This window comes from Undibacterium sp. Ren11W (genome assembly GCF_049340485.1).
Taxonomy (GTDB): domain Bacteria; phylum Pseudomonadota; class Gammaproteobacteria; order Burkholderiales; family Burkholderiaceae_D; genus Undibacterium.
In genome coordinates this window covers 135,238-151,177 of sequence record NZ_JBMPPB010000009.1, presented here as the reverse complement: position 1 = coordinate 151,177, position 15,940 = coordinate 135,238, and the positions used below count along the sequence as shown (strand labels likewise).

10 protein-coding genes and 2 tRNA genes are annotated in these 15,940 nt (G+C 49.4%); all 12 read left to right on the top strand.

Translation table 11 applies throughout. From position 1 onward, the window contains the following. Positions 1 to 53: 53 nt before the first annotated feature. Positions 54 to 1,895, top strand: coding sequence for an autotransporter assembly complex protein TamA (locus ACO0K8_RS18445; protein ID WP_422948112.1), 1,842 nt, complete (start codon positions 54 to 56; stop codon positions 1,893 to 1,895). A gap of 14 nt (positions 1,896 to 1,909) precedes the next feature. Further along, a complete protein-coding gene (locus tag ACO0K8_RS18440) occupies positions 1,910 to 6,172 on the top strand; it encodes a translocation/assembly module TamB domain-containing protein (protein WP_422948111.1) in 4,263 nt (1,420 codons plus the stop codon). 151 nt (positions 6,173 to 6,323) lie between these two features. Further along, positions 6,324 to 7,226, top strand: a complete 903-nt coding sequence (locus ACO0K8_RS18435) for an energy transducer TonB (RefSeq protein ID WP_422948110.1) — start codon at positions 6,324 to 6,326, stop codon at positions 7,224 to 7,226. A gap of 4 nt (positions 7,227 to 7,230) precedes the next feature. Beyond that, a complete protein-coding gene (gene tolB, locus ACO0K8_RS18430; protein ID WP_422948109.1) occupies positions 7,231 to 8,496 on the top strand; it encodes a Tol-Pal system beta propeller repeat protein TolB in 1,266 nt (421 codons plus the stop codon). Positions 8,497 to 8,555: 59 nt separating this feature from the next. Then, the gene (pal, locus tag ACO0K8_RS18425) at positions 8,556 to 9,086 is read left to right on the top strand and encodes a peptidoglycan-associated lipoprotein Pal (protein ID WP_422948108.1); all 531 of its coding nucleotides are present in this window, start codon (positions 8,556 to 8,558) and stop codon (positions 9,084 to 9,086) included. Between the two features lie 156 nt (positions 9,087 to 9,242). Next, a complete protein-coding gene (gene ybgF / locus ACO0K8_RS18420) occupies positions 9,243 to 9,992 on the top strand; it encodes a tol-pal system protein YbgF (RefSeq protein ID WP_422948107.1) in 750 nt (249 codons plus the stop codon). 53 nt (positions 9,993 to 10,045) lie between these two features. Next, positions 10,046 to 10,121 (top strand) — tRNA-Lys (locus tag ACO0K8_RS18415). Between the two features lie 90 nt (positions 10,122 to 10,211). Then, positions 10,212 to 10,287 (top strand) — tRNA-Lys (locus ACO0K8_RS18410). Positions 10,288 to 10,406: 119 nt separating this feature from the next. Next, positions 10,407 to 11,303 (top strand): class I SAM-dependent methyltransferase, encoded by an 897-nt coding sequence (locus ACO0K8_RS18405; protein ID WP_422948106.1) that lies wholly within the window; start codon positions 10,407 to 10,409, stop codon positions 11,301 to 11,303. A 146-nt stretch (positions 11,304 to 11,449) separates the two neighbouring features. Then, a complete protein-coding gene (locus tag ACO0K8_RS18400) occupies positions 11,450 to 12,907 on the top strand; it encodes a Ppx/GppA family phosphatase (RefSeq protein ID WP_422948105.1) in 1,458 nt (485 codons plus the stop codon). Between the two features lie 337 nt (positions 12,908 to 13,244). Then, positions 13,245 to 14,948, top strand: coding sequence for an alkaline phosphatase D family protein (locus tag ACO0K8_RS18395; protein ID WP_422948104.1), 1,704 nt, complete (start codon positions 13,245 to 13,247; stop codon positions 14,946 to 14,948). 228 nt (positions 14,949 to 15,176) lie between these two features. Further along, the gene (locus ACO0K8_RS18390; protein WP_422948103.1) at positions 15,177 to 15,932 is read left to right on the top strand and encodes a c-type cytochrome; all 756 of its coding nucleotides are present in this window, start codon (positions 15,177 to 15,179) and stop codon (positions 15,930 to 15,932) included. The last annotated feature ends 8 nt before the right edge of the window (positions 15,933 to 15,940 follow it).

Below are 15,940 nucleotides of genomic sequence, written 5' to 3'. Positions count from 1 at the left end.
TCGCATATGCAGCTACTCTGCTGTTGATTTCGCCTGTCAGCGATGCTTGGTCCATGCCATTCACATTGACACCGGCGCCGCAAGACATTAGCAGCAATGACAGTGCTGTTGCTATCCAGACTGTCGCGACCGCAGAACCGCTAGCGACTTCTGAAGCTGCGCTAGAAGATAATGAGCCTGATCTGGAGCAAGATCAAATCTTGAGCGTAAGCTCGACGCTGACGCGGTTTCGGCTAGGACAAGCCGATGACGCATGGCAAAGTCTGTTAATTGAGCACATCCCTGAGCTGTCCAAATCCACTGATGCGCTCACTTTGACGCCCGGCGTCTTAAAAAGAATACGCAATGCAATCTCGTCTATCCTGGCAACAGAGGGATATTTTTCACCTGTCGTCAAGTTCGAAAAAGAACGCGAAGATGCTAAGGTGATTTTGGTGAATATCGATGCGGGGCAGCGCACAACCGTGCATACACTCGACTTACAGTTTGCCGGCTCCTTGGCTGATGCCGTGAATGCCGGTGAAGCTAAAGAAGTCGCGCGACGTGATAGCTTGATAAAGAAATGGTTGCTACCGCAAGGTGCGGCTTTTCGTGACGCTGAATGGGGGCGTGCGAAAATCAAGTTATTGGATAATTTACGTGACGAATCATATGCAGGCGCAAAAATTGAAAACAGTAGTGCCATCATAGATGCAGAAAAATATACTGCAGCGCTGGCAGTAGAGGTGGCTAGCGGTCCGCCTTTCGTGCTAGGAGAGATGGCTGTCAACGGCTTGCAGCGCTATCCTAGGTGGTTATTGGATCGCTATTCGCCACCCAAACCCGGCGAACCGTATTCACGCGAACGTTTGTTGGAGTTTCAGAGGGTATTACAAAATTCGCCATATTTTTCTACTGTCGCGGTGAGCGTCGATCCGGATTCCAGTAAGCCAGAGGCGGTGCCTTTGGATGTCAACGTGGTTGAGCGACGCGCACGTGACTTGGCGCTCGGCGTCGGTTACAGCACGAATACCGGTTTTAGGGCCGAAGTGACCTATAGAGACCGGCACTTGTTTGACCGAGCCTGGGATTTGCGCAGCGCCTTTAGACTCGAGCAAAGGCGTCAGCTTGCCTATGCGGATATCTATTTACCGCCGACCGCCAGTAATCAATTGGATTCATTTGGTGTGTTGAATGATCATACCGATTTAAACGGTCTCGATACCACCCGTTCTGCTATGGGTGTCAAACGCACCACCACACGTAATAAATTAGAGCAGCGCCTGGGCCTGAATCTGACCTTCGAAACCAGTCAGCTGAGTGGTGAAGCCCCTAGCGAGAATCGTGCTTTGGTTGCCTCTATAGGCTGGACCTGGCGCGATGTTGATAATAATTTCGCCCCTCGCAAGGGCCAGATCGCTGTATTCGACTTGGCCGCCTCAGAGAAGGCAGTTTTTTCTGATCAACGTTTTGTGCGTGCTTACGGAAAATACCAGCGTTGGATACCGGTAGGCGCGCGCGATAGCATCATTTTACGTGGCGAATTGGGGCAGGTTTTTTCTGAAGGATCGGATGGTATCCCTGAGGATTATTTATTTTTTACTGGAGGTAGTACCACGGTGCGTGGTTATACTTACAGAAGTTTGGGCATACAACACGAAACTGGTGTGACCGGCGGCCGCGTGATGGCCGTCGCCAGCGCCGAATATCTTCATTGGATAGACGCCAGTTGGGGCAGTGCCGTTTTTATGGATGTGGGTGATGCTGCCGATACCTGGCGCGATTTTAGTGGCAAGCAAGCTTACGGAGTAGGTGCACGCTATATGACACCTGCCGGCCCGATCGCCTTGGATCTGGCGTATGCCGCCAAGAATAAAAAATTTGCGATAGATTTTTCTATTGCAATCGCATTTTAATTGAACGACATAGCATGAGTAACGAGCAACCCGGTCCCGAACAGCGCGAAAAAAATGCGCCCGATGCCGAAGCGCAGGCTAATACGCCGGAACAAAGCGGGGATGCTAGTCGTCAGGGTTTTTTATCACGCGTTTCACGCTATTTATTTAGACTCGCATTGTTGTTGGCTTTGCTTATTGGCGCGCTGATATTGATGGTAGTAGGACTATGCGGAACCGAAACTGGCACCGGGAAATTGCTGGAGTTGGCGCAGCATGCCAGTGGTGGTACATTAAAAATTTCCGGTGTCAGAGGTAGCCTGGCACAGCAGTTGCAAGTTGATGAAATTGCTTTTCGCAGCAAAGATACTAAGCTACTTGCCAGTGGCATTAAGCTGGTGTGGAATCCTTGGGCTTTACTGCATAGACAGCTAGTCTTGGATACATTGGAAGTGTCGTCGCTTAAATTAGCCAATGCGCCTGATCCTAAACCAGCGCAATTGCCAGGCAGTTTGCAATTGCCACTGGCGATACATGTTAAGAGCGCTGCGATAGGTAGTTTATTCATCGCCAATTTGCAGCCAGATGGCAGTGAGCACGCGATCGTGAAATTGACTGCTATCACAGTGAGCCTCAATACCACGCACCTCCAGCATCAAATCGCGGGTGCTGTGACGTCCCCTTGGGGCGTTTTGCAATTGCAAAGTGTAATCGGGACGAGTAAGCCTTTTAGTGTAAAAGGTGAATTTAAATATCAAGGTCAATTAAATCCAGTGATCCCCAATTTGGGGATACAGGGTAACGTGCAAGGTTCACTGCTAGAGTTATCTCTACAAGCTAAGGCGATTGCCGATCAAAATCTACAGCAAACGACCACGATCAATGCGGGCGTTTTACAAGGTGGATTCGATACTGTGCTCGCCCCATTTTCCATTCAGCCATTACGCTCTTTGCATGCAGATATAACGGGTTTGAATCCGGCTGATTTTTCAGCTTCTGCACCCCGGGCAAATTTACATATACGCGCAAATCTGTCGGCTCAACAAATTAAACAAGCTACAGTAGCAAAGTCGGCCGTGGTGATCACGCCTGAAATTTTGAGTGGTCATATAGAAATCGAAAATACTCAGCCGGCCAGGATCGATCAGCAAGGCTTGCCTTTGCTGTCATTCGATTCAGATCTGCATTGGGCCCAGGATTTGATAGAACTCAAAGGAACGCAGCTAAAACTGCCTGGCAATGGCAAAGTGAGCGGGAATGCACGCATACAACTAACTGCGACCGGTTTTCCTTTGATAGAGTCGCGTTTTGATGTGTCTGGGATTAATCTGGCACAGATAGACAAGCATATTCAGGCAAGCAATATATCCGGAACTGTGCAGGCTCAAACTCGTAGCGCCGACCAACGCAATACCATACTGACGGTACAAACCCGATTAAGTGAGCCGCGTGCCAGTTTGACAGCAGAAGCCAACTATCAGTTGAACGGAGTTGCTGGCATACTGAAACTGGAAAAATTTGAACTTGTTTCCGCTAATTCGCAAATGCGAGGGCAAGGCGAAATTAGTTTTGCGAATACGCAAAGTTTTAATTTTCAGGGTGAATTGCGGCGTTTTGATCCCGCACGTTGGATCGCTGGCCCAGCTGGAAATATTGATGCCGATCTGACTGTACGCGGCCAGTTGCAGCCAAAACTGTCCTTGCAGCTGCAGTTGCCACGTTTGCAGGGGAGCTACGCAGGGCAGTCTTTGTCCGGCTTGATGCAGCTAAACTTATTGGAAAGTGCGGCCTTAGAAGTGCCGAAAATGGATTTGCATTGGGGTAAAAATAGCATTAGCGGACAGGGAATATGGGGCAGTGGTAAGGACGGTTTGCAATTGACACTTGATGCCCCCGATCTGCCCGCCTTGTCTAGCTTGTTAGGTATTCGCCTGACCGGAAGTGCGCAAGCGCAGGCACAACTACATGGAAAATTATCCGAGCCTTCTGGGAAATTACAACTCACTGCGCAAGGATTGGGAATAGAAAAACAAGTGCATCTGGCAAAATTGAGTGCGGATATCGATCTGGAAAGCCCTATGAAGGGTGGCATCAGCGCGAAGCTACAGGTGCAGGAGATTCGAACGAAGGCCTTCGCCGGCGATGCACCTTCAGCGCTGAATGGCGCTTCCTCAACGAAATTGGACGAACATAAAAAATCAGAAAAAATGCATCTAATGGCGGAGCAAGCTGTGCTGACAATCAAAGGGCAGCGCGATGCGCACCAAATTGTTGGGAATCTGCGTTTCAATGCGGCGCGTCAGTTGCAATTAAATGCAAGTGGTGGCGTGAAGGTTGATCAGAACAAACAGCCGCAATGGACAGGCCAACTTGAACACTTGAGTATCAGCGGCCATCCAGATCTGCAGTTGTCAACACCGATGAAGCTCGAGGCCGGAGCGCAACTTGTCAAGTTAGGACCTGCACAATTTGATGGCGGATTGGGAAATTTGGTGTTGGAACAGTTTGAATGGATGCCAGGCAATATCAAGACGCGCGGAAAAATCGATCATCTCAAAGTGCTGGAACTGGTCAACTTACTTAAACCTCAGTCGGCCGTCGATGGTGATTTGCAAGTTGGCGTTAGCTGGGATCTTCAATTAAAAGAGAATATACGAGGCGAACTTTATCTGCAAAGACAAAGTGGCGATGTGCGCGTCAGAGATGTCGATGGAACTGGCAAGCCTTTGCCTATGGAAATGAAAGAGCTGCAACTCAGACTGGCGCTGGGTGGATTGATTGCTGGTACTGATGCTGAACGTATCTCCTTGCAGTTAGAAGGTTCCGGAGGACGTTTGGGGAAATGGCACTTGAACGCGAGTTCTCAAGTAAGCAAGAAGGGCGAGCGATGGACACTTGCCTCCAATGCCAGCCTTGAGGGGAAGCTAAGTGCCGACGTGCCTGACCTGCAATGGCTGGGGCCTTGGCTAAATCCCGGACTCGCACTCAAAGGGAAATTGCTAGTGGATGCAAACTTAGCGGGTATTCTTTCAGCTCCCAAGTATCAGGCTCAGATAGAAGGACGTGATCTGGAAGTGGCTTTCGCATCGGAAGGCCTACTGTTGCCAAATGGCATACTCAGTGCACAACTAGATGAAAAGCATCTGAAACTTAAGCAACTGCAATTTAGCAATAAGATTAGCATTATGCCGCAGCATGCGAAGTTTCGGGAGTCCAAATGGATAGGGCAAAAAGGCGAATTTAATGCCGCCGGGGAGATAGACTGGAGTAAGCAAATCGGGAGTATTGAAGCAAATTTTCAGAAGTTTCCGGTATTGCAGCGTAAAGATCGTTGGATGGTAGTTAGTGGTGACGTCAGCATTCATCAAGCGAGCGATATCTGGGCCTTGGTCGGTAAAATTACTACCGATGGTGCCTACTTCAAGCTGCCTAAGTCGCCGCCGCCCAGTCTTTCCAGTGATGTTATTGTCAAACGTGGCGCGGCTAGCAAAGTACAGGCAGATACTGCTGGCGACGAGAAAAAAGGTATTAAGACGCGGGTTGACGTTAACTTTGATATGGGGGAGCGCTTTGTGTTTACCGGTAGCGGCTTAGATACTGCTCTGGCAGGCAGTATACGCTTGCGCAGCACCGACGGATCGCCGCTACAAGCGACTGGCTCGATACGAACGGTGGGCGGCGTCTACGAGGGATATGGCCAGCAATTGGATATAGAGCGAGGAATTTTGAATTTTCAGGGTTCTCCCAGCAATCCTGGCCTAAATATTCGCGCTTTAAGAACTGGGCTTGAAGTCGAGGCCGGAGTCGAAGTGGTCGGCACGGTTTCGTCACCGCAAGTGCGGTTGGTGTCCGAGCCGGTGGTGCCGGATGCGGAAAAACTGTCTTGGCTAGTGCTGGGGCGCGGATCGAATCAACTGGGTGGCAGTGACGCGAGTTTGCTCATGTCCGCTGCCAGCACAATTTTTGGCGGAGATGGGACCCGAAATGTGCCGCGTGAAATCGTCCAGGGGATAGGGTTTGATGAGTTTTCTATTGGCGCTGCCGATGTTGGTGGCGGCTCAAAATTGCCGGCTCAGACGGTGGCTGGATCTACCTCGGTAGGCTCATCGTCTGGCGATCAGGTCGTCAGTGTCGGCAAACGACTATTACCAGGTCTGGTGTTGTCGGTGGAGCGTGGTTTGTCAGACGCCAGCGGTGCTGTCAAACTAAGCTGGCAATTGACGCGACGTATCAGCGTAATAGCCCGCTCCGGTACAGATGCATCGGTCGACGCGTATTACACTTTCTCTTTTCATTAAAAAAAGTGTATCGACATATAATTTCTGAACTTGAAATATAAACGTGGCAGCCAATTAAAATAGTAAGTAATGAAATTGCTTTGACGTACTTTTCTGCGTAAAAGACGAAACTAAATGGAACTAAGTGAATGTGGGTAACTCTAAGAACAACATGACGGATTCTTCTTCAACTGCTATGTCCCCGATGTTAGGGCAGCGTCCCGTGCAATGGCAGTCAATCTCTCTGGCCGCGTTGGTACACGTGCTGTTGATCGTATTTCTTTGGGTCGGCGTACAGTGGCAAAACAAGGAATCGACTGCAGTCGAGGCAGAGGTGTGGGATATGACGACACGCGAGGCCGCGCCTTTGCCGGTGATCGAAGCACGTATTGAGCCCGAGCAAAACGTCCCAAAACCAGAAAAAATTGTACCAAAAGAAGAGCCCCTTGAAGACCCGGAAATTGCTTTGGCACAGGAAAAAAAGCGCAAGCTCATAGAAAAGCAAAAGCAAAAGCAAAAGCAAGAGCAAGAGTTAAAGTTAGAGCAGGAAAAGGCTTTAAAGCTGGAGAAAGAAAAGCTGGCGGAACAAAAGAAAAAATTGGAAAAAGCAGCAGAGAAACTCAGCTTGGATGAGGCTGAGAAGAAAAAGTTGGCGGAACTGGCCAAGCAAAAGAACAAAGATCAAGCTTCGCGCGATAAAGCATATGAAGAAAATATGCGTAGATTGACAGGGCAGGCTGGCACCAGTGGTAGTGGCGGCAGTGGCGATGCTGCCAAGTCAACTGGCAATAATCGTGGCGACCCTAGCTACGCGGCACGTATTGCGGCTAAGGTGCGCTCTAACACAGTATTTAATACGAATGACAATTCGAATAATAATCCTACAGTAGAATACCGGATTGACCTGTTGCCGGACGGATCGCTACGCGGGGCTATTCGTAAATTGAAGCCCTCTGGCGTACCTGCCTTTGATGATGCTGTAGAGAAAGCGATAGAAAAATCCCTGCCATTTCCGCGCGATAAATCCGGCGAGGTGCCTGCAAGTATTGTGTATGTACATCGCATGAAAGAGTAAATTAATGAAACTATTGTTGAAAACCCTGGTGTTAAGCCTCCTAGTGATTGCTACTGCGGCACAAGCGCAATTACGAGTGGAAGTTTCGGGCGTAGGCTCCACCCAAATACCTATTGCGGTAGCCAATTTTTCGGATGAGGGCCTGGCGAATCAGCAGCTCAGTGCCATCATTAAAGATGATTTAACGCGTAGCGGTTATTTTAAGTTGATAGACGGGGTGGGAGTCATTTCTGAAACTACCTCAGTGAATTTCGGTGATTTGAAATCACGTGGCGCAGAAGCCTTGGTAGTGGGTAGCGTACAAAGACTCAGCGATGGGCGCTTTGATGTGCGTTATAAATTGCTCGATACCATCAAATCGTCCACCTTATCTGGTTTTGCTTTGGCGAGTACGCCCGAAAACATCAGATTGACTGCACATAGAATTTCCGACGATATTTATGAAAAATTAATCGGTGTGCGCGGTGCCTTCGCTACTCGCGTCGCCTATGTTACCAAGGCCGGCAATCAATACCGTCTGGAGATTGCCGATGCCGACGGAGAAGGCGTGCAAGTTGCATTACGCTCAAATGAACCCATAATTTCGCCAGCCTGGTCACCCGACGGCACTAAAGTCGCGTATGTGTCATTTGAGGCGAAAAAACCTGTAGTCTACGTGCAAAACTTAATTACCCGTGAGCGCACCGTGATTGCCAACTATAAAGGCAGCAATTCTGCACCCGCTTGGGCACCCGACGGCAGTAAGTTGGCGGTATCTTTGTCGCGTGATGGTTTGACTCAAATTTACACCGTGAATGCTAACGGTAGTGGTCTGCAAAGATTGACTAGTTCTAGTGGGATAGATACTGAGCCTCAGTTTTCCGCTGATGGACAGTCCATTTATTTTTTAAGCGACCGCAGTGGCGGGCCACAAATTTACCGTATGTCTAGCGCTGGCGGAGAGGCAAAACGCGTCACTTTTGGAGGAACTTACAATATCACTCCACGTATCTCACCAGATGGCAAAACTTTGGCGTATATTTCACGTCGTGAGGGTAAATTTCAGTTGTATACTCTGGACCTGGCAAGTGGTCAGGAACAAAGGATGTCAGATACCGTTAAGGATGAATCACCGAGTTTTTCCCCCAATGGTCGTTACATTATGTATGCAACAGAATCTGGGCGGCGTGGTTCGCTGGCGGTGGTTTCTGTCGATGGTAAAGTGAAGCAAAAGCTGACGGTACAAGCGGGTGATATACGGGAGCCGACTTGGGGCCCGTTCATGAAATAGCCGTCAATAAGATTTTTTTGTTCGTGTAGTTTTCAGTCGTAAATAAATAGGAGAAATAAATGAATTTCAAAAACACTAGTCTTGCCCTGATCATTTCCAGCATTGCCTTGATCACTGCTTGCAGCACACCAGTTAAACTCGATGACAAACCTGTGGTAGAAGACAAGTCGACAAAAACAGTGGTGACACCAGTTGACACGCGCACTGTTAGCCCAGTTGAAACCGCCTCAGTTGATCCTCTGAATGATCCAAAAGGTATCTTATCCAAGCGTAGCGTATATTTTGACTATGATAGCTATGTGGTGAAGGATGAATTCAAGTCTTTAGTTGAAGCACACGCTAAATATTTGACTGCAAATAAAGGCCGTAAAATTTTAATTCAAGGTAACACCGATGAACGCGGTGGCCGTGAATACAACTTAGCTCTCGGTCAAAAACGTGCAGAAGCCGTACGTAAGGCTCTGGCTTTGTTGAGTGTATCTGAAGCGCAAGTAGAAGCCGTTTCCTTGGGCAAAGAAAAACCTAAGGCGACTGGTAGCGATGAGGCATCTTGGGCAGAAAACCGCCGCGCTGATATCGTTTATCAATAATCGACTATCAGTGTCAAATTGTGTGGATAGGAATTGATTTCTATCCGGATCGGGCTTTGCGGCGTTAGTCTGCAAAGCCCGAATGCTATTATGCAGGCCCTCCTTTAAACAATATTATTCTCGACCTGCATCAACCTAATTGAAGCTCAATCTGCCATGAAATTTCTCTTTTTAACTAAATTTTCCGCTGCGCTCGCCGTCGCCGCCATGTTAGCTCCTGGTGTCGCATCGGCTGGCCTGTTTGATGATGATGAGGCGCGTAGAGCGATTCTCGATATCCGCGCCAAGATCGATGCGGTGAATGCCAGAGTCGATACTAAAGCTGACAAGAGCAGTGCACTCGATTTAGCCAATCAAAATGAAGTTTTACGCAGTGAAATTGCTAAATTGCGCGGTCAGATTGAAGTCTTGACCAACGATTTGTCAAACGCACAGCGCCGGCAGCAGGATTTTTATGTGGACCTGGACAATAGGTTGCGCAAGATAGAGCCTAAGAAGATGACTGTGGACGGCAAGGAGTCTACCGTAGAGGTCAATGAACAGCGCGCCTACGACGCGGCTATGGCCCTGTTTAAGGCCGCTGAATACAAGAGCGCAAGCGCGGCGTTTTCAGCGTTTGTGGTGAATTATCCGCAATCAGCCTACGCCGGTGCCGCCCAATATTGGTTAGGCAACTCGTATTACGCGCAACGCGATTGCAAAAACACTATCACAGCCTTGCAGCCTATGGTGAAGACGCTTCCTGATCACCCAAAGACGCCGGATGCCATGCTCAATATTGCCGCTTGCCAGTTAGAGCTAAAAGACAAGCCTGCAAATAAGAAAACTCTAGAGGCTATCATTACCCATTACCCTGATACAGAAGCGGCTCAAGCAGCTAAGGCGCGTTTGGCTGCAGGAAAATAAACCCGGCAGGCGATTGACAGACTGAGCTAAACCCCCTATAATTTCGTTCTTTCGGGTCGTTAGCTCAGCTGGTAGAGCAGCGGACTTTTAATCCGTTGGTCGCAGGTTCGAATCCCGCACGGCCTACCACGAAATTCGAAAGACTTAGGTCTAGATCTAAGTCTTTTTCATTTGTACATAAATGCTGATGGTATTTATGTACAAATACAAGCAGTCTTTGGGTCGTTAGCTCAGCTGGTAGAGCAGCGGACTTTTAATCCGTTGGTCGCAGGTTCGAATCCCGCACGGCCTACCAAATACGAAGGACTCAGGTGAAAACCTGAGTCCTTTTTTGTTTTTTCAGTGATAAGCTGCGCGTAGTTAGTAGGCGCACTCAGATCCCCCCCCATTTTTTTATTCAGCCAAGGATGCCCGATGAAACATACGCCAGAAAGCAAAGCCAAGCGGGCATCTGTGAAACCAGTGCAAGAAAATCAGACGCAGGAAAAACACGAAATTCGTCCCGGTCAGTCGCTAGAGTTACTTAAAGAGCTGCATATCCTGACGCGTGACGGCAAGATGAATCAGGATAGCCGACGCAAGCTTAAGCAGGTGTATCACTTGTATCAATTCATCGAGCCCTTGTTGCAGCAGGTGCGCGCTAGTCATGGCTCGGTCAGTGTAGTTGATCATGGTGCAGGCAAATCCTATCTTGGCTTTATTCTGTACGACCTGTTTTTCAAGGCGCTCGATGATGGTGGCGATTCGCGAATTTACGGCATAGAAACCCGCGATGAATTGGTGCAGAAGTCCCGTGAACTGGCGCAAAAACTAGATTTTCCGGGCATGTCCTTCCTTAATTTATCGGTGGCTGACTCGACTTCCTCGAGCGCCTTGCCCGATCAAATTGATATCGTCACGGCGCTGCATGCCTGCAATATTGCGACCGACGATGCGATAGAATTTGCCTTGAAAAAGAAGGCAAAATTTATGGTTCTGGTTCCCTGTTGTCAGGCTGAAGTGGCGGCCGAATTGCGCAAGGGTAAAGGCGATGCGGTCAAAAATAATCCTCTGTCTGAAATGTGGCGCCATCCGATACATACTCGGGAGTTTGGCAGTCAGATCACCAATGTGCTGCGTTGTTTGCAATTGGAGGCACATGGTTATCAGGTGCGCGTGACCGAATTGGTTGGATGGGAGCATTCTATGAAAAATGAACTCATCATTGCCGAATACAAGGCGCAGCCGCTTAAGCGCGCAGCCGACCGTTTGCACCAAGTCTTGACGAGTACTGGTTTGGAAAACCTGAGCAGCCGGTTTTTTACTCCCTGAACCTCAGTGTGGTAAATTTGTGCGAATTGTCTTTGCGTCACTGGGGCGTCATAAATAATGATTAATATGATTTATCTTTATTGGCTGAGCTTTATTTTCAATTCGCCCTTTAGTCCTCATCGGTTACAGAAAAGGAAGGTCTAGCTATGTTTGCTGCCGTAGATCTTGGTTCTAATAGTTTTCGTTTGCACATAGGCCACCATGATGGTGATGCGATCAAGGTTGTAAAAAGTGCGCGCGATCCTATTCGCTTGGCTGCAGGTCTGGATGCGGACGGTAATTTAAGCCCGGCCGCGATCCAGAGCGCAGTGAATTGTTTGGCGCGCTTTCGGGAAATTTTAAACGCCTATCCCATCATTGCGGTGCGTGTAGTCGCCACCAATACGGTGCGCATCGCCAAGAATGCCGGCGCTTTATTGCCTGCCGCCGAGGCTGCGATTGGCTATCCGATAGAAGTAATCTCTGGATTGGAAGAAGGTCGCCTGATTTACATGGGCGTTTCTAATTCGATTGCGATCCCGGGCGAACGCCGACTGGTGCTCGATATAGGCGGTGGCTCTACCGAGGTGATCTTGGGGCGTGGTCATGAGATCGTCAAAGTAGAGTCTTTTGCGATAGGCACGGTCAAGCATAGCGCCATTTTCTTTCCAGATGGGCAAATTAGCGCGGCTGGCTTTGATGCTGCAATCCTGTCGGCGCGCTCTTTGTTCGAAGATGCCGCGCCTCCGTATCAACCGGAACACTGGCGTACCGCGTATGGCTCATCGGGGACAATGCGTGCAATCTCTGATGCGATCCATAAAAACGGCCTGGGCGATGGTAGCATTACCCTGAAAAACCTGAATTCACTGCGTCGCTATTGTGAGCAAACCGGTCATATCAGTGCGCTAGAACTGAATGGCATCAAGCCTGAGCGAGTGGCGATGGTGGTTGGTGGCTTAGCGATACTGATAGGCCTGTTGGAAGAATTCAATATCCAAGTTTTGCATCCGATTGAAGCTGGCTTGCGCATGGGCGTGATGTGGGATATGTACCTACGTTCGACGAAGCGCGATCGCCGTGAGCAATCTGTACACACGGTCGCCAGTCTGTTTCATGCCGATATGTCGCGCGCCAATCGGGTGGCCGAAATGGTGCGTTCTTTGTACCTGCAACTCAAACCCAGCTCAGACGCTTACACCCGCCATCTGTATTGGAGCGCCTTGATGCACGAGGTGGGTATGGTGGTCTCGCATACCAGTTATCACAAGCATGGTGCCTACATGGTCGAGAACGCCGATATGGCCGGTTTTACTACGCGCGAGCAACGCACTATGAGCAAGCTGATTCTGAGCCAGAAAGGTAATCTCAGAAAAATCAGCGATGGTTTTTCTGATCTTGATTTTGCCAAGGCGGTACTGGCACTGCGCTTAGCCGTGACGCTGATGCACTCTAGGGTAGAGCTTGATTATGCCGATTTTCGCCTGAAGATGAAGAGCAAAATTGAACTTGAGATCCGTCAGGACTGGGTTAGCCTACATCCCACCGTGGCGTTCTGGCTGCAAAAAGAAATCGAATGCTGGCGCGAAGTCGGCGTCGAATTTCTAGTGAAGGCCAACGTTTAAAATTTTCCAAATCGGTATGCGCAATATCTATGCGCCTCGTGGCAGCATTTCGGCCTGCAGCCCGCGTGGATGTTGCGTACATGGTTTTGGGAACTTCTAAAAACCCCATACTCGGGCGCATCGCGGCGTTGCAAATCCTCGCAATACCGACGTATTGCTCCGGTTTGCGCCTTGCGCTGCATCCCGATTAACGGGTTTTTAGAAGTCCCCTTTTTGAAAATACGTGGGTATAGATCTACCATTAATATTTAATTAGAGCGCCCTCTCTAAAACACGTCACGCCCCAGTAATATTCATTTCCTATCATTCTGCGCTTAGCCACTCATGGATCAGCCAGATGAATATCAAACCTTCCCGTCGTCAATTTATTCGCGATTTTACTTTTACTACCGCAGCTGTTACAGGCTCATTGGCACTGAGTGCCTGTGGCGCTGGCAGCTCCGATGACGCTGTTTCGGTCAGTTTTTTACACGGCGTGGTCAGCGGCGATCCATTGAGCGACAGCGTGATCCTGTGGACGCGCGTGACGCCTGCCGGCACTACGGATGGCAAGGATATCGCGGTGCAATGGGAAGTTGCGACGGATGAGCAATTTAGTAAAATCGTCAAAACCGGTAGCTTTTTCACGAATGCTGCGCGCGACTTTACGGTCAAAGTGGATGTGACTGGATTGAGTCCTAATAACGTGTATTTTTATCGCTTTGCACACAACAGTACCCGTTCTGCGACTGGCCGTACCAAGACCCTGCCAGTGGGCAAGCTCGATCAAGTGAAGCTGGCCGTGTTGACTTGCTCTAATTATCCAGCCGGTTACTTCAATGTGTATGCCGAAGTCGCAAAGCTGACAGACATTGATGCCGTGTTGCATCTGGGTGATTACATCTACGAATATCCGCGCGACGGCTATGCTTCGCAAGATGCGGCGGCTTTGAATCGTCTGGTCGATCCCAAGACCGAAATTATTACTTTGACCGATTATCGCAGCCGTTATGCGACCTATCGTACCGATACCGATCTGCAAGCCATGCATGCGAAATTGCCCTTGATCGCGATCTGGGACGATCATGAGTTTGCCAATGATGCCTGGTCTGGTGGTGCGGAGAACCATGATCCGGCCACCGAAGGCCCGTTTAGCGCGCGCCGCACGGCTGCACTGCAAGCCTACAATGAATGGATGCCGATCCGCTTGCCAGACGCTACCAAGAACGACAGAATCTACCGCTCCTTTGATTTCGGCAATCTGGTGTCTTTGCACATGTTGGACACCCGTCTGATCGGGCGTGACAAACAATTGTCCTTCGCCAATTACATGGGAGCTGGTGGTGTTTTTGACGCCGCAAAATTTACCGCCGACATGGCCAGTCCTACCCGTCAGTTGATGGGAGCCGAGCAGACCGCCTGGTTGCAAGCGCAGATGGGTAAATCTAGTGCGACCTGGCAGATACTGGGCCAGCAAGTATTGATGGCGCGCATGAATATCCCCGCGCCTCTGGTCTTGCAGCAAATCACGTTTGCCAATTACATCACTCTGGTGGGCAAGGCGCAGGCTGCTCCGGCAAGTTTGACTGCCGAAGAGAAGCTGATCCTGGCGCAACCGGCGATTCCTTATAATCTGGATGCCTGGGATGGTTACGCTGTCGCGCGTGAAACCGTGTTCGGTACCGCTAAAGCCCTGGATAAAAATCTGATTGCCTTGGCTGGCGACACCCATAATACTTGGGCGAGTGATTTGGCTGATATGAAGGGCGCAGCGGTAGGCGTAGAGTTTGGCGTGACCTCAGTGACTTCGCCTGGTTTTGAAGATATTTTCCCTAAAGAAGATCCTGCGGTGTTGGCGGCTGGTCTGGCGCAATTGATCGGGCCTCTGGTTTATGCCGAGACTAAAAATCGTGGTTTCATGATCGTCACTGCAACGCCAACTGAAACACGCGCCGAATGGCGTTATGTCAGCACTGTTAAATCCAAGACCTACACCATGTTGCCGGGTAAAACCCTGAAGACTTTACCGGGTGCTGCCAACCGCAAATTATTGGCGGTGTAATTGAGCAAGCTTGTAGGAGTTGCTTGTTAAGTTCGGTTATTAAGTTGGGTTACTAAGTTTGCTGGTGCTATAGACGGGTGAAATGCTCAAACGGAGGATTATTCTTTCTCCGTTTGAGGATATGGTAGCAAATAATCGCAGGCTAGGCAGGCTATTGAGGAACGTGATGCACTGCGTTTTTCAATAGCCTGTTATGCTTTCGTCCTTTGCATACTGATTTAGCTGTTTATGACGAATCTGTCTTTTAGTTTTTCGAATGGTTTGCGTCTGAGCTTGCGGCCGCTGGCTTTTTTTTCCAGCTTGCTGCGCACATGTTGCGTCTGCTTGCCAATATTGGCCAGCGCCCAAACCGTGCCAGACACATTAGAGCAAAGGCTAAAGGCATGCACATCCTGTCATGGTAAGGACGGTAGAGCTACCAGTGATGGTTATTATCCGCGTATTGCGGGTAAGCCTGAGGGCTATCTCTACAATCAGTTGATCAATTTTCGTGATGCTAAGCGCACTTATCCTTTGATGACTTATATGGTAACGAATTTGTCTGATGCGTATTTGAAAGAAATCGCACAGTATTTTTCGGCGCAGCATCCACCGTACTCTGCACCCCAAATCAGTGAAGCGAGCCCAGCCATACTAGAGCGTGGCCGGCTTCTGGTACAGCAAGGTGATAAAGCTAAAAACATTCCAGCTTGCATATCTTGTCATGGCGAAAAAATGACAGGAATCGCGCCCTTTATTCCAGGCTTACTTGGTCTGCCGCGGGACTATATTGTGGCGCAGTTGGGTGCCTGGCAAACCTCCAGCCGCCATGCTACTGCACCCGATTGTATGCAGAAAATCTCGTTGAAATTGCAGCCGCAAGACATAGGCGCGGTATCGGCCTGGTTGGCGGCACAACATATGCCCGCTAACCCGCAAGCGATAGCGGCAAAAGATATCCCTCATTTTAAATTGCCACTTGCCTGTGGCAGCGTTACTGAATAAAGCTCAAC

Excerpts from the sequence above, each read along its gene's own strand:
- ACO0K8_RS18445 (WP_422948112.1), top strand. The coding sequence starts at position 54 with ATGCCATTCACATTGACACCGGCGCCGCAAGACATTAGCAGCAATGAC.
- ACO0K8_RS18440 (WP_422948111.1), top strand. The coding sequence starts at position 1,910 with ATGAGTAACGAGCAACCCGGTCCCGAACAGCGCGAAAAAAATGCGCCC.
- ACO0K8_RS18435 (WP_422948110.1), top strand. The coding sequence starts at position 6,324 with ATGACGGATTCTTCTTCAACTGCTATGTCCCCGATGTTAGGGCAGCGT.
- tolB (WP_422948109.1), top strand. The coding sequence starts at position 7,231 with ATGAAACTATTGTTGAAAACCCTGGTGTTAAGCCTCCTAGTGATTGCT.
- pal (WP_422948108.1), top strand. The coding sequence starts at position 8,556 with ATGAATTTCAAAAACACTAGTCTTGCCCTGATCATTTCCAGCATTGCC.
- ybgF (WP_422948107.1), top strand. The coding sequence starts at position 9,243 with ATGAAATTTCTCTTTTTAACTAAATTTTCCGCTGCGCTCGCCGTCGCC.
- ACO0K8_RS18405 (WP_422948106.1), top strand. The coding sequence starts at position 10,407 with ATGAAACATACGCCAGAAAGCAAAGCCAAGCGGGCATCTGTGAAACCA.
- ACO0K8_RS18400 (WP_422948105.1), top strand. The coding sequence starts at position 11,450 with ATGTTTGCTGCCGTAGATCTTGGTTCTAATAGTTTTCGTTTGCACATA.
- ACO0K8_RS18395 (WP_422948104.1), top strand. The coding sequence starts at position 13,245 with ATGAATATCAAACCTTCCCGTCGTCAATTTATTCGCGATTTTACTTTT.
- ACO0K8_RS18390 (WP_422948103.1), top strand. The coding sequence starts at position 15,177 with ATGACGAATCTGTCTTTTAGTTTTTCGAATGGTTTGCGTCTGAGCTTG.